The following is a 23,750-nucleotide window of genomic DNA, read 5'->3' as shown; positions in this document are numbered from 1 at the left end:
CGGGAAAACCCCACATACGTCATTTGACGTAGTCCAGGGGGAAAGGCGACGGTGGGCAGAAACTGTCAATCCGCCTCGACCGGCTCGATATCGAAGGCGGCGGCGAGCAGCGCCCTGGTGTAGTCTGCCTGCGGGTTCTCGAACACGTCCTTGGCGGGGCCACGCTCCACCACCTCGCCAAGCCGCATGACGATGATCTCGTTCGCCAGCGCCCGCACCACCTTCAGGTCGTGGCTGATGAACAGATAGGCGAGATTATGCTTCTTCTGCAGCGCGGAAAGCAGGTCGACCACCTGCGCCTGCACGCTCATGTCGAGCGCCGAGGTCGGTTCGTCCAGCATCACGAAGCGGGGTTTCAGCACCATGGCGCGGGCGATCGCCACGCGCTGGCGCTGGCCGCCGGAAAACTCATGCGGGTAGCGCCAGCGGGTGGCGGCATCGAGGCCGACCTCCTCCAGCGCCGCGCCGACGCGGGCCTCCCGTTCGGCGGCGGAAAGGCCGCGCTCGTGGATCTTCAGCCCCTCGGCGATGATCTCGCCGATCGACATGCGCGGGGAGAGCGAGCCGTAGGGGTCCTGAAATACGATCTGCATCTGCTCGCGCAGCGGCTTCATCGCCTTGAAACTGTAGGCATCGATGTCCTTGCCGATAAAGGCGATGCGGCCTTCCGACGAAATCATCCGCGTCAGCGCCAGTCCAAGCGTGGTCTTGCCCGACCCGCTCTCGCCGACGACGCCAAGCGTCTCGCCGGCCCTCAGCTTCAGCGAGATGCCGTTGACGGCCTTGACGTGATCGACGGTCTTGCGCAGCAGGCCGACCTTGACCGGAAACCAGACCTTCAGATTGTCCGCCTCCATCACCACCTCGCGCGCGGGATCATGCGCCGGCGGCGTGCCCTTCGGCTCGGCGGCCAGCAGGTGCTTGGTGTAATCATGCTGCGGATCGTCAAATATCTCGGCGACGGGGCCATGCTCGACGATCTTGCCCTTGGTCATGACGCAGACCCGGTCGGCGAATTTGCGGACGATGCCGAGATCATGGGTGATGAACAGCATCGACATGCCGTGGTCGCGCTGCAGCGATTTCAGCAGTTTCAATATCTGCGCCTGCACGGTGACATCGAGCGCGGTCGTAGGCTCGTCGGCGATCAGGAGTTTCGGACGGTTGGCGAGCGCCATCGCGATCATCACGCGCTGACGTTGGCCCCCGGATAGCTCGTGCGGGAAGGCCCCGAGACGTTTTTCCGCCTCGCGAATGCCGACTTCGTTCAACAGCTCCAATATCCGCTTGCGCGCGGCGGCCCCGGTCAGCCCGGCATGCAGCGCCAGCGTTTCGCCAACCTGCCGCTCGACCGTGTGGAGCGGGTTGAGCGAGGTCATCGGCTCCTGGAAGATCTGTGTTATATCGCCGCCGCGCACTTCGCGCAGCGTTCGGTCATCGGCCTTCAGGAGGTCACGACCCTCGAACAGGATTTCTCCGTTCGGGTGGCTTGCCGCCGGATAGGGCAGCAATCGCAGCACGGAGGCGGCGGTCACGGACTTGCCGGAGCCCGATTCGCCCACCAGCGCCACCACCTCGCCCGGCATGATATCGAAGGACACCCGGTCGACGGCAAGGTTGTCTGCCCCGCCCTGGCGGAAGGCGACGGAAAGGTCCTTGACGGAAAGGAGAGGCGTCTTTGTCATTGGAACGTCTTCCTCGGATCAAAGGCATCGCGCACCGCCTCGCCGACGAACACCAGCAGCGACAGCATGATGGACAGCGTCATGAATGCGGTGATGCCGAGCCAGGGGGCCTGCAGATTGCTCTTGCCCTGGTTGACCAGTTCGCCGAGCGAGGGCGAGCCCGGCGGCATGCCGAAGCCCAGGAAATCGAGCGAGGTCAGCGTCACGATCGCGCCCGACAGGATGAACGGCACGAAGGTCAGCGTCGCCACCATGGCGTTCGGCAGCAGATGGCGGAACATGATCGTGCCATTGCCGACGCCGAGCGCGCGGGCGGCGCGGACATATTCGAAATTGCGCGCCCTGAGAAATTCCGCGCGCACCACCGCCACGAAACTGACCCAGGAGAACACCAGCATCACGCCGAGCAGCACCCAGAATCCGGGCGGCAGGATCGCGGCGATGATCAGCAGAATGTAGAGCGTCGGCAGCGACGACCAGATTTCGATGAAGCGCTGCATCAAAAGATCGACCCAGCCGCCGAAATAGCCCTGAACTGCGCCCGCGCTGACGCCGATGACGGCGGAAAAGCCGGTGAGCAGCAGGCCGAACAGCACCGAGATCCGGAAACCGTAGATCACCCGGGCCAGCACGTCACGCGCTAGGTCGTCGGTACCGAGCCAGTTCATGTTGCCGAGCACGCAGCCCGGATCGTCCACGCCCTGCGGATAGCCGGCGCAGCGCTCCTCCTTGCTCATCAGCCAGAAGGGCGGCGTCGGCGCGGAATAGGGTACATTGGCGTTGATGGTGCGGTAGGAATATCGCACTGGCGGCCAGATCATCCAGCCATTGGACTCGATCTCATCCTGAATAAAACCGGAGCGGTAATCGGTGACGGCGAGAAAGCCGCCGAACTTCTCCTCAGGATAATCGACCAGCACCGGAAACAGGATCTCGCCGCGGTAGGAGGCGATCAGCGGCTTGTCGTTGGCGACGAATTCCGCGCCGAGACTGATGATGAACAGGAACAGGAAAATCCACAGCGACCAGAAGCCGCGCCGGTTCGCCTTGAAGTTCTGCCAGCGTCTTGCATTCATCGGCGACAGGATGCCGGATTTCGGCACGTTCGCCGCCACATCGGGGGATGCGAGTTCGCTCATCTCACACATCCCTCTTTTCGAAATCGATGCGCGGATCGATCCAGGTGTAGATCAGGTCGGAGACGAGCCCGATCACGAGGCCGAGAAGCGAGAAGATGTAGAGCGTGGCAAACACCACCGGATAATCGCGATTGACCAGCGAGAGATAGCCGAGCCGGCCGAGACCATCGAGCGAGAACACGTTCTCGATCAGAAGCGAGCCGGTGAAGAAAGCCAGGATGAACGAGCCCGGGAAGCCGGCAATCACGATCAGCATCGCGTTGCGGAACACGTGGCCGTAGAGCACCTTGTTCTCGGTCAGCCCCTTGGCGCGCGCGGTGACGACATATTGCTTGCCGATCTCGTCGATGAACGAGTTCTTGGTCAAAAGCGTGGTCGTCGCGAAGGACGACACCGACAGCGCGATCAGCGGCAGGGCCAGGTGCCAGAAATAGTCGAGGGGCTTCTGCCACAAGGGCAGTTGCGAAAAATTGTCCGAGACAAGGCCGCGCAGCGGAAACCAGTCGAAGAAAGAGCCGCCGGCGAACAGGATGATCAGCAGGATGCCGAGCAGGAAGCCCGGAATGGCGTAGCCGATCACGATCACGCCAGAGGTCCAGACATCGAAGCGCGAGCCGTCCTTCACCGCCTTTCGGATGCCGAGCGGGATCGAGATGCCGTAGGACAGGATCAGCACCCACACGCCGAGCGAGATCGACACCGGCAGCTTGTCGATGATGAGGTCGATCACCGAGGAATTGCGGAAGAAACTGTCGCCGAAATTGAAGGTCGCGAAATCCCGCATCATCAGCAGATAGCGGGTCAGCGGCGGCTTGTCGAAGCCGAACTGGCGCTCGAGATCGGCGATCAGTTGCGGATCGAGCCCTTGTGCGCCGCGATAGCTGGAGGAGGACGCGCTGTCGAAACTGTCCATCGACATGCCGGCATCCGAGCCGCCGGAAATCCGGCTTTCCGCGCCGCCGCCCTGGCCGTTGATCTCGGCAATCACCTGCTCCACCGGCCCACCCGGCGCGAACTGCACGATGACGAAGGAAATCGTCATGATCCCGATCAGCGTCGGGATCATCAGGAGGATGCGGCGAAGGATATAGGAGCCCATCAGGCGTGTCCTCTGACAGAGCCTGACCGCATAGCCCCCCTCAATCTCCCCCCTTGAGGGGGAGATGCCCCGACAGGGGCAGAGAGGGGTGAACCGTTTCGGCAAATTCGGAGCGAGCGGCTTATGCCCATTACCCCTCTCTGTCGCGTTCGCGACATCTCCCCCTCAAGGGGGGAGATTGTTTGGAGGTCTTGGATGTTCTTGCGCAAAAAATCCACTACGCCGCCGCCAAACCGCACCCTCATTCCGCCTCCGTCGACCACCAGCCGGCGGGGAAGTCGAGGCCGTATTCGGGGAATTCGCCGTGGGTGATCCTGTTCCAGTAGGCGATGCGGTAGTCGCGCGAATAGTAGAGCGGGATGATATAGTCATTGGCGAGCAGCACCCGGTCGAGCGCCTTGGTGGCGGCGACCAGCGTGTCGCGGTCATCGGCGAACACGATTTTCTGGATCAGCGCGTCGACGCCGGGGTCGGAAATGCCGGCATAGTTTTCCGAGCCCGGCTGGTCGGCCGATTGCGAACCCCAGTAATTGAACTGCTCGTTGCCCGGGCTCAGCGACTGCGCCCAGAGTTCCCAGATCATGTCATAGTCGAAGTCATTCACCCGGTTCTGGTATTGCGAGGTGTCGACAACGCGGACCGTCGCGTCGATGCCGAGCTTGCGCAGGTTTTCGACATAGGGCAACACGACGACCTGAAGGGTGGGATTATCAAGCAGGATTTCGAAGGCGAAGGGTTCGCCGGTCTCGCTGTTGACCAGCTTGCCGCCCTGTCTTTCAAATCCGGCCTCTCTCAGAAGCTCGAAAGCCTTTTGCAAGTTGGCGCGCGCCTCCTCCTGCGTGCCGCCCACCGGCAGCTTGTTGGCCTTGTTGAACACGTCCGGCGGCACGAGATCGCGCACGGAATCGAGGATCTGCAATTCCTCGCCCTTGGGCAGGCCGGATGAGGCCAGATCGGTTCCGAACCAGAAGGAATTGTCGCGCGCATAGGCGTCGCTCAACTGGTTCTTGTTGATCGTCTCGAAATCGAAGGCGTAGATCAGCGCCTCGCGCACCCGCTTGTCATCGAACGGCGCGCGGCGGTTGTTGGGCACCAGAGCCTGCATGATGCCGGCGGTGCGCAGCGGATTGGGCACCGCCTCGCGGGTGACGTCACCGTCCTTCACCGCCGGGAAATTATAGCCGGTCGCCCAGCGCTTGGCCCGGGTCTCGACCCAGAAATCGAAGGTGCCGGCGCGGAAGGCCTCGAAGGCGACGTCGAGATCGGCGAAGTAGAGATATTTCACCGTGCCGAAATTGTTGCGCCCGACGTTGACGTTGAGGTCCCTGCCCCAATAATCGTCGTTCAGGCGATAGGTGATCGACGAGCCCGGATTGACGGTGTCGACCACATAGGGGCCCGAGCCCACAATCTTTTCCAGCGTGCTTGCCGAGATATCGTGGACGACAGTGCCATCCTCATCCTCGAACCAGTGTTTGGGCAGGACGAGAAGCTGGCCGACGATCTGCGGCAGTTCGCGGTTTCCGGTTTCGTCGAAATGGAACGTTACCTCGCGCTCGCCGGTCGCCTCGGCGCTGGTCACATGGCGGTAGTAATTCGCATATTGGGCGTTCAGCGCCTTGAAGCTGTCGAAGGAGAACACGACGTCTTCCGGCGTCACCGGCTCGCCGTCGGAAAATTTCGCTTCCGGATTCAGCCTGTAGGTGACCGAGGACAGGTCCTCGGGGTAGCGGAAACCTTCGGCCAGAAGGCCGTACATCGCGTTGATCTCGTCTTCCGAAGACGTCATCAGCGTTTCGAACACCAGTCCGAGACCGATCGCCTTGTTGCCGCCATAGGGCACGGGATTGAGCGAATCGAAGGTGCCGGTCGCCGAAAGCTTCAGCTCGCCGCCCTTCGGCGCATCCGGATTGGCGTAGTCGAAATGCGCGAAATCCTGCGCGTATTGCGGGCTCCCGGTCAGCGCCGTGGCATAATGCCAGTCGCCGCCGCCATTGTCCTCAGCCAGAACAGCGGGGGCCGAAAGCCCCGCGACTGCGATCACGATCGCCCGAGCAGCCTTTATCCACATGGTTTTTGCCTTCTGCGTGCTTGCTTTTCTCGTTTCAGCAACAAGAATAAGCAAATATCGGCATGGGTGCACAAGTGGCCATTTCGTGAAAACATGGTGGCAGCGGGTTTTGCGCCTGTCGTTTCGGCCGGAACGCGCGGCATGGAGGGAGCAACAGCATGCGGTGGATCAAAGCCCTGTCCGCGGTCCTCGCCCTTGCGATGGCGGCATCTTCCGCTATTGCCGAGGATTTCCCGCCGCCCGCCAAGGTGCTGTTCGCGTCGGAAGCCGCGCCGACCGCCGGTGAGCCGCAATCGATCGGCTTTTATTCCAAGGGCTGCCTCGCCGGCGCCGAGGCGCTGCCGATCGACGGGCCGACATGGCAGGCGATGCGGCTTTCGCGCAACCGCCGCTTCGGCCACCCCGATACCATCGCGCTGATCAAGAAACTGTCGCGCGAGGCCGCGCAATATGATGGCTGGCCGGGGCTGCTGGTCGGCGATATCTCCCAGCCGCGCGGCGGACCGATGCTCTCCGGCCACGCCTCGCATCAGGTGGGGCTCGACGCCGATATCTGGCTGAACCCGATGCCCGACCGGCGACTGACGCTACGCGAACGGGAAGACATCTCCGCTCAATCCGTGCTGAAGAACGACGGCACGCTGTTCGTCGATCCGGAGAAATTCACCCCGGCCCACGAGCGCCTGATCATGCGGGCGGCGAGCTATCCGGAGGTGCAGCGCATCTTCGTCCATCCCGGCATCAAGAAGGCGCTCTGCGACGACTGGAAGGGGGAACGCGCAAACCTTGCCAAGGTGCGGCCCTATTACGGCCATCACTACCATTTCCACATCCGCCTGTTCTGCCGCCCCGGCTCACCCGACTGCGACCCGCAGAACCGGGTGGACATGGCGGATGACGGCTGCGGCGCGAACCTCGCCTGGTGGCTTTCCGACGAACCCTGGGCGCCCGCAAAGCCTGAAAAACCGCCCGAAGAACCCGCAAAGCCGCCGCCGAAACCGACCCGGCCGAGCTACACCATCATGTCCGACCTACCGGCGGCCTGCACGGCCGTGCTCGATGCGCCGGCACCAGCCGAACTGCCGCAGGCCGCGCTGACGCCGGCAATCCCGCTGCCGCCGCTCGCGCCATGGCCCGAGATCGGCCCCGTGCCGACACAGAGACCAAGAGGGTGAACCGACCCTTCCAAACCGATTTGAACTGATGTAGGAAATCCGAAAAGCCGGGCCTCTCAGTCGAGGTGGATAACGGCTCGCCGTCCGGGATTGCACGGAAGCACAGGCGCAACGCCTCACATAACGGGAAACACCATGGCCAGAATTCCGCTCGACCAACCGCTAGCCTTCCCCATCCTGATCGGCGATATCGGCGGCACCAACGCCCGGTTTTCGTTGGTGGTCGATCCCTATGCCGAGCCGCGCGACTTCCCTATCGTCCACACCGCCGATTTCGCCACGATCGGCGACGCGATCCAGGCGGCGGTGATGGACAAGTCCTCGCTGCAGCCGCGAAGCGCGATCCTCGCGGTCGCCGGCCCGATCCGGGGCGATGAGATTCCGCTGACCAATTGCGACTGGGTGGTGAAGCCGCGCGACATGATCGCCCATCTTGGCCTTGTCGACGTCATCGTCATCAATGATTTCGAGGCCCAGGCGCTGGCGATCGCCAACATGCCGGACGAGTTTCGCGAGCCGATCGGCGACCGGCCGGACAAGATGCTCGCCTCGCGGGTCGTGCTCGGCCCCGGCACCGGTCTCGGGGTCGCCGGCCTCGTTCATGCCGAGGAGCGCTGGATACCGGTTCCCGGCGAGGGCGGACATATCGATGTCGGCCCGCGCACCGCGCGCGACTACGAGGTTTTCCCCCATATCAAGACGATCGAGGGCCGGGTGGCGGCCGAGCAGATCCTGTGCGGCCGCGGCATGGTGAACCTCTATAACGCCATCTGCGCCGCCGACGGCATCGCGCCGAAACCGTATGAGCCAAAGGATGTCAGCCAGCACGGGCTTGACGGCACCGACCGCCAAGCGGTCGAAACCCTCACGCTGTTTGCCACCTATCTCGGCCGCCTCGCCGGCGACATGGCCATGGTGTTCATGGCGCGCGGCGGCGTCTATCTCGCCGGCGGCATCTCGCAGAAAATCCTGCCGGCGCTGAAAAAGCCGGAATTCCGCGCCGCCTTCGAGGACAAGGCCCCGCACACCAAGCTTCTGGAAGCGATTCCGACCTATGTCGTGACCCATCCGCTGGCAGCCCTTGCTGGCCTTTCCAGCTTCGCCCGCACCCCCACCCGCTTCGGCCTCGCCCTCGACGGCCGCCGCTGGCGGGTTTGAGGCGCAAGCAAAGCAATCAGAGCGATTTCCCCTCTGCCGATCTTTCCTTCACGGGAAGCTTGCAATAAGGTCTGCCTGCCCCGCAGCATTCACCTGCGGCGGGGTCGCCGTAAATCGAAAATACCAGGAAGACGTATGAATTCTCCGGCAATGAAGCTCGTCGTCGTGGGCGCCAGCGGACGGATGGGCCAGACCCTCATCCGCGTCATCTGCGAGACCGAAGGCGCCGTGCTGCACGCCGCGATCGACCGGCCCGACAGTCCGGCGCTTGGCAAGGATGCCGGCGTTCTTGCCGGCGTCGGCGAGCTTGGCGTCGCGATCACCGACGATCCGCTGAAGGCCTTTGTCGATGCCGATGGCGTGCTCGACTTTACCGTGCCTGCCGCCTCCGTCGAATATGCAGAGCTGGCCGCCCAGGCGCGCATCGTCCATGTCATCGGCACCACCGGCATGTCGGAGGAGGACGAGGCCAAAGTGAAGGCGGCAAGCCGCCACGCCCGGATCGTCAAATCCGGCAATATGAGCCTCGGCGTCAATCTTCTCGGTGTTCTGGTGAAAGAGGCTGCAGCAGCCTTGTCGGCCAGGGGCTGGGATATCGAGGTGCTGGAAATGCACCACCGCCACAAGGTCGATGCCCCCTCCGGCACCGCGCTGCTTCTGGGCGAGGCCGCCGCCGAAGGGCGCGGCGTCTCGCTGAAGGACAAGGCCGTGAAGGTGCGCGACGGCCATACCGGCGCGCGCGAAGAAGGCACGATCGGCTTTGCCACGCTGCGCGGCGGCTCGGTGGTCGGCGAGCATTCCGTGCTGCTGGCCGGCGAGGGCGAGACCGTGAGCCTGACGCACAAGGCCACCGACCGCAGCATCTTCGCCCGCGGCGCGGTCGCGGCGGCGCTATGGGCGCGCGACCAGAAACCCGGACTTTATTCCATGCTCGACGTGCTCGGGCTTTCCAAATAGCAACGAAGGATTTGATCTTATGAGCGGAACGCTGGTTCTGGTCCGTCACGGCCAAAGCGAATGGAACCTGAAGAACCTTTTCACCGGCTGGAAGGATCCTGATCTCACCGATCAGGGAAGGGCCGAGGCCCTTGCCGGCGCCAAGGCGCTGGCCGAAACCGGAATCAAGTTCGACATCGCCTTCACCTCGAACCTCATCCGCGCCCAAAACACCTGCCAGATCATTCTTGACGAGATCGGACAATCCGACCTCGAGACCGTCAAGGACGAGGCGATCAACGAGCGCGACTATGGCGATCTCGCCGGCCTCAACAAGGACGACGCCCGCAAGAAATGGGGCGAGGAACAGGTCCATATCTGGCGCCGGTCCTATGACGTGCCGCCGCCCGGCGGCGAGAGCCTGAAGGACACTGGCGCGCGGGTCTGGCCCTATTACCTGACCGACATCCTGCCGCGCGTGCTCAGGGGCGAAAAGGTGCTGGTCGCAGCCCACGGGAATTCGCTGCGCGCGCTGATCATGATCCTCGACAGGATGAGCAAGGAGGAAATCCTGAAGCTCAACCTCGCGACCGGCGTTCCCATCGTCTACACGCTCAACCCGGATTCCACGGTCGCCGACAAGGCCGTGCTGGGCGACATGTCGTCCGCGCACTGAGAAGCGGTCGCCGCTTCCCCCGTTCGGGCCTACCCCGCCCTGCCCGATGGCGAAAACTCGGCGACGAGCGTGTGCATGTCGCCGGGATAGGTAAGGTTGACCTGGGTGATCGACCCGCTGGCATTCCATGTCCGCCGGGCAATCACCAGGCAGGGCGCGCCTTCGCGCAGATCGAGCAGCTCGGCCTCGGCTCGGCCCGCGCCGACGGCATTGATGCGATGTTCGGCGGCGCTCCACGGCACCTGCTCCAAGAGCCAGGAGCCAGGCGGATACTTCGAAAAATCCGCCGCCCGCGCCTGCGGCACTTCCTCAAGGCTGATCAGGCGATCTTCGAGACAGAAGGGGCGGCTGCCGGCGCTGTGGATGCCGCGGATATGCATCACCGCCGCCGGCGCCGACAGCAGGAGCCGCTTGCGATCGGCCTCGCCCGCGCTGCGCTCCGTGGCCTCGATCAGCCGGAAGGCATAGGCAAGGCCAAGCGCGCGCACCTCGCGCTCGAGCTGGTGGATTTCCATGACGGCGGACAGCACTTCCGGCTGGCGGACATAGGAGCCCGATTTGCGCCGTCGCTCGATCAGCCCCTTCTTCACGAGCTGCGACAGCGCCTTGTTGACCGTCATGCGCGAGCAGCCGTAATGCGCCGTCAACTCGTGCTCGAACGGGATGCGTGTGCCGGGCGGCCATTCCCCGGAGAGGATACGATCCTCGACCTCACGTTCGATGCGGGCATGCAGCGCCAGCGGACGGCTTTCCTCGGCCATTCTCAGCCCCGGCTCGCCGCGGCAATCACCTCGGCGCGGATTTCCTCGGTGAGCTGCATCCGGAGCTTCGCGAATTCCGGATCGGCCTTCAGGCGATAATCGCGCGGATGTGGAAAATCGACGGGGGTGATCGACGAAATCCGCCCCGGCCGCGCCGACATGGTGACGACGCGCGAGGCCATGAACACCGCCTCCTCGATATCGTGGGTGACAAAGATCACCGTCTTCTTCTCCCGCTCCCAGATGCCGAGCAGAAGTTCCTGCATCAGCCCGCGGGTCTGGTTATCGAGCGCGCCGAACGGCTCGTCGAGAAGCAGGATCTTCGGGTCGTTGGCGAGCGCGCGGGCGATCGCGGTCCGCTGCTGCATGCCGCCCGAAAGCTGCTTCGGCCAATGTTCGGCAAAGGCGGAAAGGCCGACGCGATCGAGATAGAGATCGACCGTCTCCTTGATGGCCGATGCCTTCATGCCCTTTTCGCGCAGGCCGAAGCCGACATTCTCGCGGATCGTCAGCCATGGAAACAGCGTATAGGACTGGAACACCATGCCGCGATCGGCGCCCGGCCCCTTGATCTCCCTGCCTTCCAGATAGACGGCCCCGGTGGTCGGCCTGTCGAGACCGGCGACGATGCGCAGAAGTGTCGACTTGCCGCAGCCGGACGGGCCGAGGATGGTGACGAAATCGTTCTTTTCAAGCGTCAGGTCCGTCGGCGACAGCGCCTGCACCGGCTTAGCGCCCCGCCGCCCGGGAAAGACCCGCGACACGCCTTTGACTTCGAGTTCCGGCGCGCTCATGCGAACCTCCAGGCGAAGAGATGGCGGTTCGCCAGCTTGAAGGCAAAGTCCGAGATAAGGCCGATCACGCCGATGACGATGATGCCGAAGATGATCTGCCCGGTCGCCATCAGCGCCTGCGAATTGATGATCATGTAGCCGATGCCGGACGAGGCGCCGATCAGCTCGGCGACGATCACATAGGTCCAGGCCCAGCCGAGCACGAGCCGCAGCGTCTCGGCGATATCGGGGGCCGAAGCAGGCAGCAGCACGCGCCGGACGATGCCACGGTCGGACGCGCCCAGCGTATACGCCGCCTCGACCAGATCGCGCCTGGTATTGGCGACATAGACCGCGACCATCAGGATGATCTGAAACACCGCGCCGATGAAGATCACCAGCAGTTTCTGCATTTCGCCGATGCCGGCCCACAGGATCAGGAGCGGCACGAAGGCCGAGGCCGGCAGGTAGCGGGCAAACGAGACGAATGGCTCGAGCAGCGCCTCGATCGGCTTGTAGGCCCCCATGGCGATGCCGACCGGCACGGCAATGACGGAAGCCAGCACAAAACCGCCGACCACGCGCCAGACGGTGATGCCGATATCGCCGAGGAAGCCGCGCTTCGACAAGAGCCACCAGCCGTCTTTCATCATGGTGATCGGATCGGCCAGAAACGTCTTCGACACGAAACCGCCAAAGGTCGCGAACGACCAGCCGGCAAAAAAGATCACGAAGAACAGGATGCCAAGCGACAATCTGAGCTTCGGGCTGATAGGCTCAAGCGGTTTCATCGGGTCTCCGTGTTTGGGTGGCGAAGGAATGCGGTGGTGGTTTTGTTAAAATGACATCGCCACGCACTCCCGACAATCTCCCCCCTTGAGGGGGAGATGCCCCGACAGGGGCAGAGAGGGGTGAACCCTCTCTGCGAATTCGGAGTATGCGGCTTATGCCCATTACCCCTCTCTGTCGCTTTCGCGACATCTCCCCCTCAAGGGGGGAGATTGATCGGGGGCTATGCGGCCAGTCTATTCCTGGATAAACGACGGATCGGCGAGGTTCGAAAGATCCGGGATTTCGCGGATCACGCCGGCATCGAGCAGCAATTGCGCGGCATCGGCGGAGAAATCGTTGAACTCGCCGCCGAAGAAGGCGATCGCCGCATCGCGGTCCTGCCATTCGAGATACTGCGCCGAGCCGGCGAACTGTTCGCCCGACTGGTTCACGTCAGCGCCCATGATCTCATAGGATTTTTCGGGCTCGGCCGCGATCATGTCCAGCGCCTCGTAATAGGAGGTGGCAAGCGCCTTGGCAGCGTCCGGGTTCTCCTCAAGAAAGGCAGGCGTGCAGCCGAACGTGTCCATGACCGCCGGATAATCGAGCGTGGTGGCAATGATCTTGCCAGCGTCGGGCGCCTCGCGCACCGACGAGAGATAGGGTTCATAGGTCATCGCCGCATCGTTCTGGCCGGCGATGAAGGCCTGGGCGGCCGGGCCCGGTTCGAGGTTGACGACCTTGACGTCGTCCATTGTCATGCCGTTTTCCTTGAGGATCCAGGCGAGATAGAAATAGGGCGAGGTGCCGGGTGCGGAGGCCGCGACGGTCTTGCCCTTCAGATCGGCGATCGATTCGATCTCGTTGCGCACAACCATGCCATCGGCGCCGTGGGACTTGTCGAGCTGGAAGATCTGCGTCGTCGGAACCCCGGCGGCAGCCCAGACGATCCAGGTCTCGACCGTGGTCGCCGCGCACTGGATGTCGCCGGAGGCCAGCGCCAGATGGCGGCTCGCCTGCGGAATCTTCACCAGTTCGACATCGAGCCCGTTCTTTTCAAAAATGCCCGCTTCCTTGGCGAGCGTAAGCGGCGCAAAGCCGGTCCAGCCGGAAAGGCCGACGGCGACCTTGGTTTCCTGCGCATATACGGAGGTGGAAAGCGCCATGGCAGCGATGGCGGTTGCTGCAAGCCATTTCATCTGATGATCCCCTTTTGTACGGGCGTCTTGGCCCTTGTTGCGAGGGGACCAGTCTAGACGGGAATCGATTTTGTTGTCTAGACATAACAACAGGAGAAGCGCTGCCCTGCCTCGACCGATATTTTGGTGCGGCGCCGGATCCGCGCTTTCCCTGTCAGGCTCAGCCGCTCCGCGCCATCAGCGCCGTCATTGCCTTGCGGAACCGCGCCTCGATCGCCGCGCGCCTGACATGCCGACCGGCTTCGACCTGTTTGACGCCATTGGCCCAGACGCAATCGGGCTTTACCTGGCCGGCGAAGATGAAGCCGTCGAGAGCCTGATCTTCGGTGAGCCAGGGGGCGGCGCTGTTGTCGAGGGAGAAGAAGCTTGCAGGCCTGCCGTCGGCAATGCCGGCTTCGATGCCCATCGCCTGGGCCCCGCCGGCAAGCGCGCCGTCGAACAGGCGGCGGCCGGTGGTGCCGCCGGGCTCGGCGATGACGTTGCGGGCGCGTTCGCCGAGGCGCTGGGCATATTCGAGCTGGCGCAACTCATCGGCAAGGCCGATCAGCACGTTTGAATCCGAGCCGACGCCGAAGGCGCCGCCTGAGGCCAGAAACCGACTTGCCGGGAAGATGCCATCGCCGAGATTGGCTTCCGTGACCGGGCAGAGGCCGGCGATCGCACCGGATCGCGCGAGGCCTTCGGCTTCCGCGTCGGTCATATGCGTGGCGTGGATCAGGCACCAGCGGCCGTCGACGCGGGTGTTTTCCAGAAGCCACTCCACCGGGCGCTTGCCGCTCCAGGCAAGGCAGTCATCGACTTCCTTCGTCTGCTCGGAGATATGCATGTGCACCGGGCCGTCGGCCAGGCTTGCGGCAAATGCGAGCTCTTCCGGGGTGACGGCGCGCAGCGAGTGCGGAGCAACGCCGAGGACGGCGTGATCGAGGCCGGAGACGACCTTTGCGGACGCCTCCATCAGGCGGGAAAAACTGTCGCGATCGTGGATGAAGCGGCGCTGGCCATTGTTCGGTTCCGCGCCGCCGAAATCGGAATGGGCGTAAAAAACCGGCAGGAGGGTGAGGCCGATGCCTGTTTCGCCGGCGGCCGCCGCGATGCGTTCCGCCATCTCGCCGATATTGCCGTAGAGACTGCCGTCCTTGTCATTGTGGAGGTAATGGAACTCGCCGACGCGGGCAAACCCGGCCTCCATCATTTCCATATAGAGCTGGGCTGCGATCGCCTCCGCCTCGTCCGGCTCGATCGCGAAGGTGAAGCGGTACATCACCTCGCGCCAGCTCCAGAAATTGTCGCTGGCGGGGCCTCGGCGCTCGGCAAGGCCGGCCATGGCGCGCTGGAAGGCGTGGGAATGAACGTTCGCGACGGCGGGCACGATGATGCCGTGGCGCTCGTCGCCCGGTTCAGGCGTCTGTTCGAAGGCAAGGCCGGCGATGCGGCCGCCTTCGATGGCGAGCCGCGCATTGGCGCGCCAGCCCTCGGGCGTCAGGATGTTTTCGGCGAAGAGGTGAGATGCCATGCGGTGAGCCCCATTTTATTCTTGCGCGTGATTGTGTTATGTATATACATAATATCCAACCAAAGACAACAAGGGGAAAGGGATGGCTTCAGCTTCGCCCAAACTTTTCATCAACGCCCGTATCGCGTCCATGATTGGCGGCACGGACATTGTCGAAGGCGTGCTTGCCATAGAGGATGGCCGCATCGTCCATGCCGGTCCCGAGGCAGGTCTGCCGGAACGCTGCGCCGGTTTCGAAAAGGTCGATTGCGGCGGCCGGCTGGTAACCCCGGCGCTGATCGATTGCCATACCCACATCGTTTATGGCGGCAGCCGCGCGAAGGAATTCGAGATGCGGCTCGAAGGCGCGTCCTATGAGGAGATCGCCCGCGCCGGCGGCGGCATCGTCTCCACGGTGACGGTGACCAATGCGCTTTCCGAGGATGAACTGGTCGCTGCCGCGCTGCCGCGCCTGGATGCACTGCTCGCGGAAGGCGTCGCCACCATCGAGATCAAGTCCGGCTATGGCCTCAACATCGAGACCGAGCTGAAGATGTTGCGCGCGGCGCGACGCCTTGCCACGCTGCGCCCCGTCCGGGTGAAGACCACCTGGCTCGCCGCCCATGCCACCCCGCCGGAATATAAGGGCCGCAACGCCGCCTATATCGAAGAGGTGGCAGTCGCCGGCCTCGAGATTGCCCACGCGCAAAGTCTGGTCGATGCGGTTGACGCCTTCTGCGAGGGCATTGCCTTCTCGCCGGATGAACTGCGGCCGGTCTTCGACAAGGCGCAGGCGCTTGACCTGCCGGTAAAACTCCATGCCGAGCAGCTTTCCAATCTCGGCGGCGCGGCGATGGCCGCCTCCTATGGCGCGCTGTCCGCCGACCATCTCGAATATCTCGATGAGGCCGGCGCAAAGGCGATGGCGTCCGCTGGCTCCGTTGCCGTGCTGCTGCCCGGCGCCTTCTACACGCTGAAGGAAAAGCAGCATCCGCCGATGGCGGCGCTGCGCGCGGCGGGCGTGCCGCTCGCGCTTGCGACCGATTGCAATCCCGGCACCTCGCCGCTGACCTCGCTGCTTCTAACGATGAACATGGGCGCGACGCTGTTCGGCATGACGGTCGCCGAATGCCTTACCGGCATCACGGCGAACGCGGCGCGCGCGCTCGGCCTTGCGGATGAGACCGGCACACTGGAAGCCGGCAAGGCCGCAGATATCGCGATCTGGGACGTCGAGGCGCCCGCCGAACTCGTCTATCGCATCGGCTTCAATCCGCTTTCCCGGCTTTATGTCGCCGGCCACGAGGTGACGCGATGACGCTTGTTCTCACCCCCGGCAGCGTGACGCTGGCCACGCTGGAAACAATCTACCGCGGCGGTGATGCCGTGCGGCTGGATCCCGCCTGCGATGCAGCGATCGAGAAGGCCGCCGCCCGCATTGCCGCGATCGCGGCCGGCAATGCACCCGTCTACGGCATCAATACCGGCTTCGGCAAACTCGCCTCGATCAAGATCGATGCCGCCGATACCGCGACCCTGCAGCGCAATCTCATCCTGTCGCATTGCTGCGGCGTCGGCGCGCCGCTCGATGGCAGCGTCGTGCGGCTGATCATGGCGCTGAAACTGATTTCGCTCGGGCGCGGCGCTTCCGGCGTGCGGCTCGAACTGGTGCGGCTGATCGAGGGCATGCTGGCAAAGGGCGTCATCCCCGTGATTCCCGAAAAAGGGTCCGTGGGTGCCTCCGGCGATCTCGCCCCGCTGGCCCATATGGCCGCCGTGATGATGGGCGAGGGCGAAGCCTTCTTCGCCGGCGAGCGGGTTTCCGGTCGAGACGCGCTGGAAAAAGCCGGCCTCACGCCCGTTCGGCTTGCCGCCAAGGAGGGGCTTGCGCTGATCAACGGCACGCAGGTGTCGACGGCGCTGGCGCTTGCCGGCCTGTTCCGTGCCTTCCGCTGCGCGCAAACCGCCTTGGTCACCGGCGCGCTCTCAACCGATGCGGCCATGGGCTCGCCGGCGCCGTTCCATCCCGATATCCACACGCTGCGTGGCCATCAGGGCCAGATCGACGCGGCGGCGAGTCTCAGGGCGCTGCTCGAAGGCTCGGAAATCCGCGTCTCGCATATCGAGGGTGATGAGCGGGTGCAGGATCCGTACTGCATTCGCTGCCAGCCGCAGGTCGATGGCGCCTGCCTCGATCTGCTGCGCCAAGCCGGCCGCACGCTGGAAATCGAGGCCAATGCCGCCACCGACAATCCGCTGGTGCTCTCCGACGACAGCGTCGTCTCCGGCGGCAATTTCCATGCGGAGCCGGTCGCCTTCGCTGCCGACCAGATTGCCATTGCCATCTGCGAGATCGGCGCGATTGCCCAGCGGCGGATCGCGCTTCTGGTCGACCCGGCGCTCTCCTTCGGCCTGCCGGCCTTCCTGTCGAAAAAGCCGGGGCTCAATTCCGGTCTGATGATCGCGGAGGTTACGTCCGCCGCGCTGATGAGCGAAAACAAACAGATGGCGCATCCGGCCTCCGTTGATTCCACCCCGACCTCGGCCAATCAGGAAGACCATGTGTCGATGGCCTGCCACGGCGCGCGGCGGCTGCTGGCGATGACCGAGAACCTTGCGAGCATTGTCGGCATCGAAGCGCTCTGCAGCATACAGGGCGTGGAACTGCGTGCGCCGCTTGTCACAAGCCCGGCTCTGCAGCGGGTCATTTCAGCCTTCCGAGAATTGGTGCCGACGCTCGAAGACGACCGCTATATGGCCGGCGATCTCGAAAAGGCTGCGGTGGCGGTGCGTGATGGGGTGCTGGTCGATGCGGTCGGAGCGGGGGTATTGCCGGGGTTGAAGATTTGATGGCGCTTGTGGAAAGGAAAGGGGCAATCTCGCTCACGCCGGGGTTCCGCCCCTCACCCGGCGCATCCGCGCCACCCTCTCCCCTGCGGGGCGAGGGGGAGCGAAGCAGCCATCGCCGGCCTAGGCGGACAGGCAGGGCGTCGCCGGCGTCCCCTTCTCCCCTTGGGGAGAAGGTGGCCGAAGGCCGGATGAGGGCAAGCGGCGTTGGCCGAAACTCCAGACAGAGGAATATTTTCCCATGACCGATCCCGTTATTGTCAAACAGGGCTCGTCCCCCGTCATTCTCGGTTTTCCGCACACCGGCACCTTCGTGCCGCCGGAGATCCAGGCGCGGCTCAACGACAATGGCAGCCTGCTCGCCGATACCGACTGGCATGTCGACCGGCTCTATGACGGCTTGCTTGCCGATGCGACAACGGTGAAGGCGACCTTCCATCGCTATGTCATCGACGCCAATCGCGATCCGTCGGGCGCGAGTCTCTATCCCGGCCAGAACACCACCGGCCTGATCCCCGAGACGGATTTCGACGGCAAGCCTATTTGGAAAGATGGCGAAGAGCCGACGGAAGCCGATATCGCGGCACGCATCGAAGCCTATCACGCGCCCTATCACGCGGCGCTTGCCGCGGAAATCGCGCGTGTGAAGGCCGAGCATGGAATCGCCATTCTTTACGATTGCCACTCGATCCGCTCGCACATTCCCTTCCTGTTTGCAGGCAAGCTGCCGGATTTCAATATCGGCACCAATCTCGGCGTCACCTGCGCGCCGGAGTTTGAAGCAGCCGTGGAAAGCGTCGTTTCGCTGGCGCCCGGCTATGACCATGCCGTCAATGGTCGCTTCAAGGGTGGCTGGACGACGCGGCATTACGGAAAACCCGAAACCGGCGTTCACGCCATCCAGATGGAACTGGCGCAATCGACCCATCTGAAAACTGAAGCTCCGCCCTTTGCCTTTGACGAGGCCAAGGCGGAAAAGCTGCGAAGCCATTTGCAGGATATTCTCGAGCGGATCGAACGCCTGTCGTTTTCCGCACGCATGTAGACACGATCTCGAATGAAGGGGCTTCGGGTGCAGCCTGTCCTTCTGTTCTGCGTCATGCCCGGACCAGACCCTGGCGTCCATACGGTCTTCGTTATGGATCCTCGGTTAGGCACGAGGATGACCCAGTGGGGAGGAAGCGCTGCTGCAAGGGGCCCAGCAACGACAAGCAATGAGGGACACGATGACCGACAACCCGCGACACAATGCCCGCGAAATCCACGCCCCGACCGGTACGGAACTCAACGCCAAGAGCTGGCTCACCGAAGCGCCGCTCCGGATGCTGATGAACAATCTCGATCCCGATGTCGCCGAAAAGCCGCATGAACTGGTCGTCTATGGCGGCATCGGCCGCGCGGCCCGCACCTGGGCCGATTTCGACAGGATCGTCGAGACGCTGAAGACGCTGGAAGAGGACGAGACGCTGCTGGTGCAGTCGGGCAAGCCGGTCGGCGTGTTCCGCACCCATGCGGATGCGCCGCGCGTGCTGATCGCTAATTCCAACCTCGTGCCGCATTGGGCCAACTGGGATCACTTCCACGAGCTCGATAAGAAGGGCCTGATGATGTACGGACAGATGACGGCCGGGTCGTGGATCTATATCGGCGCGCAGGGCATCGTACAGGGCACCTACGAGACCTTCGTGGAGGCCGGCCGCCAGCACTATAATGGTGACCTCAAGGGCAAGTGGATACTCACCGGCGGTCTCGGCGGAATGGGCGGCGCGCAACCGCTGGCCGCCGTCATGGCCGGCGCCTGTTGCCTTGCCGTCGAATGCGATCCGACCCGCATCGATTTCCGCATCCGCACCGGCTATGTCGATGAAAAGGCCGAGACGCTGGACGAGGCGCTCGCGATGATCGACGCCTGGACCAAGGCGGGCGAGGCGAAATCCGTCGGTCTTCTCGGCAACACGGCGGAAATCCTGCCCGAACTCGTGAAGCGCGGTGTCCGTCCCGACATCGTCACCGACCAGACATCGGCCCACGACCCGGTCAATGGTTATCTCCCCGCCGGCTGGAGCCTCGGCGAATGGCGCGACAAGGCAGAGCGTGATCCGAAGGCTGTCGAAAAGGCGGCGCGGGCCTCGATGCGCACCCATGTGGAGGCCATGCTTGCCTTCCACGACATGGGTATTCCGACGGTCGATTACGGCAACAATATCCGCCAGATGGCCAAGGAAGAGGGCTGCGAACGCGCCTTCGATTTTCCGGGCTTCGTGCCCGCCTATATCCGCCCGCTGTTCTGCAGGGGCATCGGCCCGTTCCGCTGGGCTGCCCTTTCCGGCGATCCGGAGGACATCTACAAGACTGATGCCAAGGTGAAAGAGCTGCTGCCGGACAATGCGCACCTGCACAACTGGCTCGACATGGCGCGCGAGCGCATTCATTTCCAGGGCCTGCCGGCGCGCATCTGCTGGGTCGGGCTCGGCGATCGCCACCGCCTCGGCCTCGCCTTCAACGAAATGGTCAAGAACGGCGAGCTCAAGGCCCCGATCGTGATCGGCCGCGACCATCTCGACAGCGGCTCGGTCGCCTCGCCGAACCGCGAGACCGAAGCGATGCAGGACGGTTCCGACGCGGTTTCCGACTGGCCGCTGCTCAACGCGCTGCTCAACACCGCCTCGGGCGCCACCTGGGTGTCGCTGCATCATGGCGGCGGCGTCGGCATGGGCTTCTCCCAGCATGCCGGCATGGTGATCTGCTGCGACGGGACCGATGATGCCGCCCGCCGCATCGGCCGCGTGCTCTGGAACGACCCGGCCACGGGCGTCATGCGCCATGCGGATGCGGGCTACGACATCGCCATCGATCACGCCAAGAAGATGGGGCTCAGGCTACCGGGCATTCTCGGCAACTGATCGGTCCGAGAGAACAAGAAGCGCCGGGGTTCCGCCCCTCACCCGGCGCATCCGCACCGCCCTCTCCCCTGCGGGGCGAGGGCAGGGCTATCGCATAGAGTCTCCCCGCATTGCACCGGTCCTTACGACCTCGGCCGAAGCCGGAAAGACCGTCAGCACCGCTCCCACATCACTTCGCGTCGGGCCAGGCCGTCGGGTCGGTGTCGAGATCCGGGAACTTCTTCGGATCGAACACCGGCCGTTTGATGCCCGCGGCGAGCTGGCCGCGGAAATCGTTGATCAGCCGGAGCGCGATCGGGAACAGCATCATCAGCGCCAGGAGGTTGACGACCGCAAGGATGCCCATCATCGGGTCGGAGAAGTTGAACACCGCCGTCGCCCCCGGCGCGACCGCGCCGATAAACACGATCGCGATGATAACGACCCTGAGAATCTGCAGCGCGCTCGGCTTGTCGGTCATGAAATCCAACGCGTTCTCGCCGAGATAGTAGTTGTAGATGATCGACGAGAACGAGAACAGGAAGATCGCAGCGGTGAGATAATACTGCGCCCAGGCGCCGAGATGGTCGACAATGCTCTGCTGGGTCAGGATCACGCCATCGACCCCTTCCTGGCCCGGCTGATAGACATCGCCAAGCAGGATCACGAAGGCGGTGCAGGAACAGATGATCATCGTGTCGATGAACACCGAGAAGCTCTGGGTGATGCCCTGGCTCACCGGATGGCGGACATAGGCAGTGGCGGCGACATTGGGCGCCGAGCCCAGCCCCGCCTCATTGGAAAACAATCCACGCCTGAGACCGTTGGAGACCGCCGCGCCGATGCCGCCGGCCACCGCCTCGCGAATGCCGAGCGCATTGGCGACGATATCCCACAGCACCGCCGGAAGGGCGGTGATGTTGATGAGCATGACCACCAGCGCCATGCCGATATAGCCGAAGGCCATGATCGGGATGATGACATCGGAAACCTTGGCAATGCGATGAATGCCGCCGAAAACGATGAAGCCGGTGGCGGCCGCCAGCACGATGCCGGTGACATAGCGCGGAATGCCGAGGCTATCTGCCTCGGCCCCCGCAACGGTGTTGCCCTGAAAGGCATTGAAGCCGATCGCGAAGGCCGCGATCAGGCAGACCGCGTAGATCAGCGCCAGCCAGCGATAGTTTTCGCCAAGTCCGTGGATAATGGCCTGCGCCGGGCCGCCGCGGTAATCGCCGTTCGGTTCGGTGCGTTTATAGGCCTGGGCGAGCGTCGCCTCGACCAGGCCCGAGCACATGCCGACAAGGGCGATCGCCCACATCCAGAACACCGCGCCCGGCCCGCCGGCCGTGATCGCGACCGCCACGCCGGCGATATTGCCGCCGCCGACGCGCCCGCCCACCGAAACGAACAGCGCCTCGCGGGCACTGATCTTGGAGGGATCGCCATCCTCGTCGCCCCACAAAACGCCGAACATGCGCTTGAAGAAGCGGAACTGGACGAATCCGCTCGCCGCCGTGAAGAACACGCCGATCACGACCAGGAACGGCACCAGCGCCCAGCCCCAGGTCAGATCATTGATGTAATTGAAAATCGTATCGAAAAACTGCACTGCCAGTCCCCTTTTGTCGCAAATGCATGCCGCGCCTACGCGCATCGATGCTCAGGGTCCCCACCCGAACGGACCGGCATGGTCCGTTGTTTTTGCTTTGCTTGGGGAAAGCGTATGCGCGAACGCGCCACGGGGCAAGCAGGTTCTCACTTGTCATCTGTCAATTCGGAGGCGGCGGGACGAAACGCCCGCTGCCTCCGAAAAGGCGTCAGCGCCAGCCGAGGCCCGGCGCGACATGTTTCAGGATCGCCTCGATGACATGGGCGTTATAGGCAACGCCAAGCTGGTTGGGCACGGTGAGCAGAAGCGTGTCGGCCTCGGCAATCGCCTCGTCGCCCTTCAGCTGCTCGATCAACCGGTCCGGCTCGGCGGCATAGGAACGGCCGAACACCGCGCGGGTCTTTTCATCGATATAGCCGATCGAATCCTGCTCGTTGCCGCCGCGGCCGAAATAGGCCCGGTCCATATCCGTGGTGAGCGCGAAGATCGAACGGCTGACCGAAACCCGCGGCGTCCAGTCGTGACCGGCCTCCTTCCAGGCGGCGCGGTACGCGCGGATCTGGTCGGCCTGCTGCCGGTGAAGCGGCTCGCCGGTCTCGTCGAATTTCAGCGTCGAGCTCTGCAGGTTCATGCCAAGCTTCGCTGCCCATTCAGCCGTTGCGTTGGTGGCCGAGCCCCACCAGATGCGCTTTCTCAGCCCTTCCGAATGCGGTTCCAGCCGCAACAGGCCGGGCGGGTTGGGAAACATCGGGCGCGGATTGGGCTCGGCAAAACCCTTGCCTTCAAGCTGGTCAAGGAACACCTCCGTATGACGCCGCGCCATGGCGGCATCGTCCTCGCCCTCGCCGGGCTGGTAGCCGAAATAGCGCCAGCCTTCGATGACCTGCTCGGGCGAACCGCGCGAAATGCCAAGCTGCAGCCGCCCGCCGGAGATCAGATCGGCGGAGCCGGCATCCTCGACCATGTAGAGCGGGTTTTCATAGCGCATGTCGATCACGCCGGTTCCGATCTCGATCCGGCTGGTCCTTGCGCCGATCGCCGCCAGCAGCGGAAACGGCGAGGACAATTGCCGGGCGAAGTGATGCACCCGGAAATAGGCGCCGTCCGCCCCCAGTTCCTCGGCCGCCACCGCAAGGTCGATCGACTGCGACAGCACGTCGGCGGCGGAGCGGGTCGCCGATTGCGGCGACGGCGTCCAGTGCCCGAAGGACAAAAATCCTATTTTCTTCATAGTCTGCATATCTCCGACATGGTCACGCCTCGCTTGCGGGCGTTTTACGATAGATGTCGTCCGCGCCCGGCAAGAACAATGCGTCATTCGATGAACACAGCGTTTTCGGCAAACAAGGCCCAAACGCAAAACGACCCGCCATGTGACGGGTCGTCGCATTTTCAAAAATCACTCCGTCACCCGGCATCAACTGGCGGGGACGAAAGATGGGCCGGTCATGCCGACGCGTCGATACCGGAGCAG

General features: G+C 63.7%; 19 protein-coding genes. 8 read left to right on the top strand and 11 right to left on the bottom strand.

Annotated elements, in window-relative coordinates; translation table 11 throughout:
• Nucleotides 1-65 precede the first annotated feature (65 nt).
• The 4 genes from Mame_RS06375 to Mame_RS06360 all read right to left on the bottom strand — a co-directional run bounded on the left by Mame_RS06375 (nucleotide 66) and on the right by Mame_RS06360 (nucleotide 5,994).
• On the bottom strand, nucleotides 66-1,685 hold the full coding sequence (locus Mame_RS06375) for an ABC transporter ATP-binding protein (RefSeq protein WP_018065199.1): 1,620 nt from the start codon (nucleotides 1,683-1,685) through the stop codon (nucleotides 66-68).
• Nucleotides 1,682-2,824 (bottom strand): ABC transporter permease, encoded by a 1,143-nt coding sequence (locus Mame_RS06370; protein WP_018065198.1) that lies wholly within the window; start codon nucleotides 2,822-2,824, stop codon nucleotides 1,682-1,684. The genes Mame_RS06375 and Mame_RS06370 overlap by 4 nt, the downstream gene beginning before the upstream one ends.
• Before the next feature lies 1 nt (nucleotide 2,825).
• Complete coding sequence (locus Mame_RS06365) at nucleotides 2,826-3,923, bottom strand: microcin C ABC transporter permease YejB (RefSeq protein WP_018065197.1); 1,098 nt, start codon at nucleotides 3,921-3,923, stop codon at nucleotides 2,826-2,828.
• Between the two features lie 241 nt (nucleotides 3,924-4,164).
• Entirely contained in the window at nucleotides 4,165-5,994 is a 1,830-nt protein-coding gene (locus tag Mame_RS06360) for an extracellular solute-binding protein (protein ID WP_018065196.1), read from the bottom strand.
• Between the two features lie 158 nt (nucleotides 5,995-6,152).
• Here Mame_RS06360 and mepA point away from each other — a divergent pair, with 158 nt between their 5' ends.
• The 4 genes from mepA (at nucleotide 6,153) to Mame_RS06340 (ending at nucleotide 9,939) form a co-directional block, all read left to right on the top strand.
• Complete coding sequence (gene mepA / locus Mame_RS06355) at nucleotides 6,153-7,169, top strand: penicillin-insensitive murein endopeptidase (RefSeq protein ID WP_018065195.1); 1,017 nt, start codon at nucleotides 6,153-6,155, stop codon at nucleotides 7,167-7,169.
• A gap of 135 nt (nucleotides 7,170-7,304) precedes the next feature.
• The gene (locus Mame_RS06350; protein WP_018065194.1) at nucleotides 7,305-8,327 is read left to right on the top strand and encodes a glucokinase; all 1,023 of its coding nucleotides are present in this window, start codon (nucleotides 7,305-7,307) and stop codon (nucleotides 8,325-8,327) included.
• Between the two features lie 135 nt (nucleotides 8,328-8,462).
• Nucleotides 8,463-9,284 carry a 4-hydroxy-tetrahydrodipicolinate reductase gene (gene dapB / locus Mame_RS06345; RefSeq protein ID WP_026173543.1) on the top strand — a complete coding sequence of 274 codons (822 nt, stop codon included), beginning with the start codon at nucleotides 8,463-8,465 and terminating at the stop codon, nucleotides 9,282-9,284.
• A 19-nt stretch (nucleotides 9,285-9,303) separates the two neighbouring features.
• Nucleotides 9,304-9,939, top strand: a complete 636-nt coding sequence (locus Mame_RS06340) for a 2,3-bisphosphoglycerate-dependent phosphoglycerate mutase (protein ID WP_018065192.1) — start codon at nucleotides 9,304-9,306, stop codon at nucleotides 9,937-9,939.
• A 29-nt stretch (nucleotides 9,940-9,968) separates the two neighbouring features.
• Here the strand turns inward: Mame_RS06340 and hutC are convergent, their stop codons facing one another.
• The 5 genes from hutC to Mame_RS06315 form a co-directional block, all read right to left on the bottom strand.
• Entirely contained in the window at nucleotides 9,969-10,700 is a 732-nt protein-coding gene (hutC, locus tag Mame_RS06335) for a histidine utilization repressor (protein WP_018065191.1), read from the bottom strand.
• A gap of 2 nt (nucleotides 10,701-10,702) precedes the next feature.
• Nucleotides 10,703-11,494 (bottom strand): ABC transporter ATP-binding protein, encoded by a 792-nt coding sequence (locus Mame_RS06330; protein ID WP_018065190.1) that lies wholly within the window; start codon nucleotides 11,492-11,494, stop codon nucleotides 10,703-10,705.
• Entirely contained in the window at nucleotides 11,491-12,264 is a 774-nt protein-coding gene (locus Mame_RS06325; RefSeq protein ID WP_018065189.1) for an ABC transporter permease, read from the bottom strand. Before Mame_RS06325 ends, Mame_RS06330 begins: the two co-directional genes overlap by 4 nt.
• Nucleotides 12,265-12,498: 234 nt before the next feature.
• Nucleotides 12,499-13,443, bottom strand: coding sequence for an ABC transporter substrate-binding protein (locus Mame_RS06320; protein ID WP_018065188.1), 945 nt, complete (start codon nucleotides 13,441-13,443; stop codon nucleotides 12,499-12,501).
• Nucleotides 13,444-13,603: 160 nt separating this feature from the next.
• Nucleotides 13,604-14,956, bottom strand: a complete 1,353-nt coding sequence (locus Mame_RS06315) for a formimidoylglutamate deiminase (RefSeq protein ID WP_018065187.1) — start codon at nucleotides 14,954-14,956, stop codon at nucleotides 13,604-13,606.
• 82 nt (nucleotides 14,957-15,038) lie between these two features.
• Here Mame_RS06315 and hutI point away from each other — a divergent pair, with 82 nt between their 5' ends.
• The 4 genes from hutI to hutU all read left to right on the top strand — a co-directional run bounded on the left by hutI (nucleotide 15,039) and on the right by hutU (nucleotide 20,685).
• Nucleotides 15,039-16,253: an imidazolonepropionase gene (gene hutI / locus Mame_RS06310; protein ID WP_018065186.1), complete on the top strand. Its 1,215-nt coding sequence runs from the start codon at nucleotides 15,039-15,041 to the stop codon at nucleotides 16,251-16,253.
• On the top strand, nucleotides 16,250-17,785 hold the full coding sequence (hutH, locus tag Mame_RS06305) for a histidine ammonia-lyase (protein WP_018065185.1): 1,536 nt from the start codon (nucleotides 16,250-16,252) through the stop codon (nucleotides 17,783-17,785). Before hutI ends, hutH begins: the two co-directional genes overlap by 4 nt.
• A gap of 238 nt (nucleotides 17,786-18,023) precedes the next feature.
• Nucleotides 18,024-18,827: an N-formylglutamate deformylase gene (gene hutG / locus Mame_RS06300; protein WP_018065184.1), complete on the top strand. Its 804-nt coding sequence runs from the start codon at nucleotides 18,024-18,026 to the stop codon at nucleotides 18,825-18,827.
• Nucleotides 18,828-19,008: 181 nt separating this feature from the next.
• Nucleotides 19,009-20,685, top strand: a complete 1,677-nt coding sequence (gene hutU / locus Mame_RS06295) for a urocanate hydratase (protein ID WP_018065183.1) — start codon at nucleotides 19,009-19,011, stop codon at nucleotides 20,683-20,685.
• 169 nt (nucleotides 20,686-20,854) lie between these two features.
• On the opposite strand, the gene Mame_RS06290 is transcribed toward hutU, so the two are convergent.
• Together Mame_RS06290 and Mame_RS06285 are read right to left on the bottom strand one after the other, a co-directional pair.
• The gene (locus Mame_RS06290; RefSeq protein WP_026173542.1) at nucleotides 20,855-22,276 is read right to left on the bottom strand and encodes an alanine/glycine:cation symporter family protein; all 1,422 of its coding nucleotides are present in this window, start codon (nucleotides 22,274-22,276) and stop codon (nucleotides 20,855-20,857) included.
• A 208-nt stretch (nucleotides 22,277-22,484) separates the two neighbouring features.
• Nucleotides 22,485-23,507, bottom strand: coding sequence for an LLM class flavin-dependent oxidoreductase (locus tag Mame_RS06285; RefSeq protein ID WP_026173541.1), 1,023 nt, complete (start codon nucleotides 23,505-23,507; stop codon nucleotides 22,485-22,487).
• Between the last annotated feature and the right edge of the window lie 243 nt (nucleotides 23,508-23,750).

This window comes from Martelella mediterranea DSM 17316 (assembly GCF_002043005.1).
Classification (GTDB): Bacteria; Pseudomonadota; Alphaproteobacteria; order Rhizobiales; family Rhizobiaceae; genus Martelella; species Martelella mediterranea.
The sequence above is the reverse complement of the archived record's forward strand: the minus strand, read 5'-3'. Positions and strand labels throughout refer to the sequence as shown.

Excerpts from the sequence above, each read along its gene's own strand:
- Mame_RS06375 (WP_018065199.1), bottom strand. The coding sequence starts at position 1,685 with ATGACAAAGACGCCTCTCCTTTCCGTCAAGGACCTTTCCGTCGCCTTC.
- Mame_RS06370 (WP_018065198.1), bottom strand. The coding sequence starts at position 2,824 with ATGAGCGAACTCGCATCCCCCGATGTGGCGGCGAACGTGCCGAAATCC.
- Mame_RS06365 (WP_018065197.1), bottom strand. The coding sequence starts at position 3,923 with ATGGGCTCCTATATCCTTCGCCGCATCCTCCTGATGATCCCGACGCTG.
- Mame_RS06360 (WP_018065196.1), bottom strand. The coding sequence starts at position 5,994 with ATGTGGATAAAGGCTGCTCGGGCGATCGTGATCGCAGTCGCGGGGCTT.
- mepA (WP_018065195.1), top strand. The coding sequence starts at position 6,153 with ATGCGGTGGATCAAAGCCCTGTCCGCGGTCCTCGCCCTTGCGATGGCG.
- Mame_RS06350 (WP_018065194.1), top strand. The coding sequence starts at position 7,305 with ATGGCCAGAATTCCGCTCGACCAACCGCTAGCCTTCCCCATCCTGATC.
- dapB (WP_026173543.1), top strand. The coding sequence starts at position 8,463 with ATGAATTCTCCGGCAATGAAGCTCGTCGTCGTGGGCGCCAGCGGACGG.
- Mame_RS06340 (WP_018065192.1), top strand. The coding sequence starts at position 9,304 with ATGAGCGGAACGCTGGTTCTGGTCCGTCACGGCCAAAGCGAATGGAAC.
- hutC (WP_018065191.1), bottom strand. The coding sequence starts at position 10,700 with ATGGCCGAGGAAAGCCGTCCGCTGGCGCTGCATGCCCGCATCGAACGT.
- Mame_RS06330 (WP_018065190.1), bottom strand. The coding sequence starts at position 11,494 with ATGAGCGCGCCGGAACTCGAAGTCAAAGGCGTGTCGCGGGTCTTTCCC.
- Mame_RS06325 (WP_018065189.1), bottom strand. The coding sequence starts at position 12,264 with ATGAAACCGCTTGAGCCTATCAGCCCGAAGCTCAGATTGTCGCTTGGC.
- Mame_RS06320 (WP_018065188.1), bottom strand. The coding sequence starts at position 13,443 with ATGAAATGGCTTGCAGCAACCGCCATCGCTGCCATGGCGCTTTCCACC.
- Mame_RS06315 (WP_018065187.1), bottom strand. The coding sequence starts at position 14,956 with ATGGCATCTCACCTCTTCGCCGAAAACATCCTGACGCCCGAGGGCTGG.
- hutI (WP_018065186.1), top strand. The coding sequence starts at position 15,039 with ATGGCTTCAGCTTCGCCCAAACTTTTCATCAACGCCCGTATCGCGTCC.
- hutH (WP_018065185.1), top strand. The coding sequence starts at position 16,250 with ATGACGCTTGTTCTCACCCCCGGCAGCGTGACGCTGGCCACGCTGGAA.
- hutG (WP_018065184.1), top strand. The coding sequence starts at position 18,024 with ATGACCGATCCCGTTATTGTCAAACAGGGCTCGTCCCCCGTCATTCTC.
- hutU (WP_018065183.1), top strand. The coding sequence starts at position 19,009 with ATGACCGACAACCCGCGACACAATGCCCGCGAAATCCACGCCCCGACC.
- Mame_RS06285 (WP_026173541.1), bottom strand. The coding sequence starts at position 23,507 with ATGAAGAAAATAGGATTTTTGTCCTTCGGGCACTGGACGCCGTCGCCG.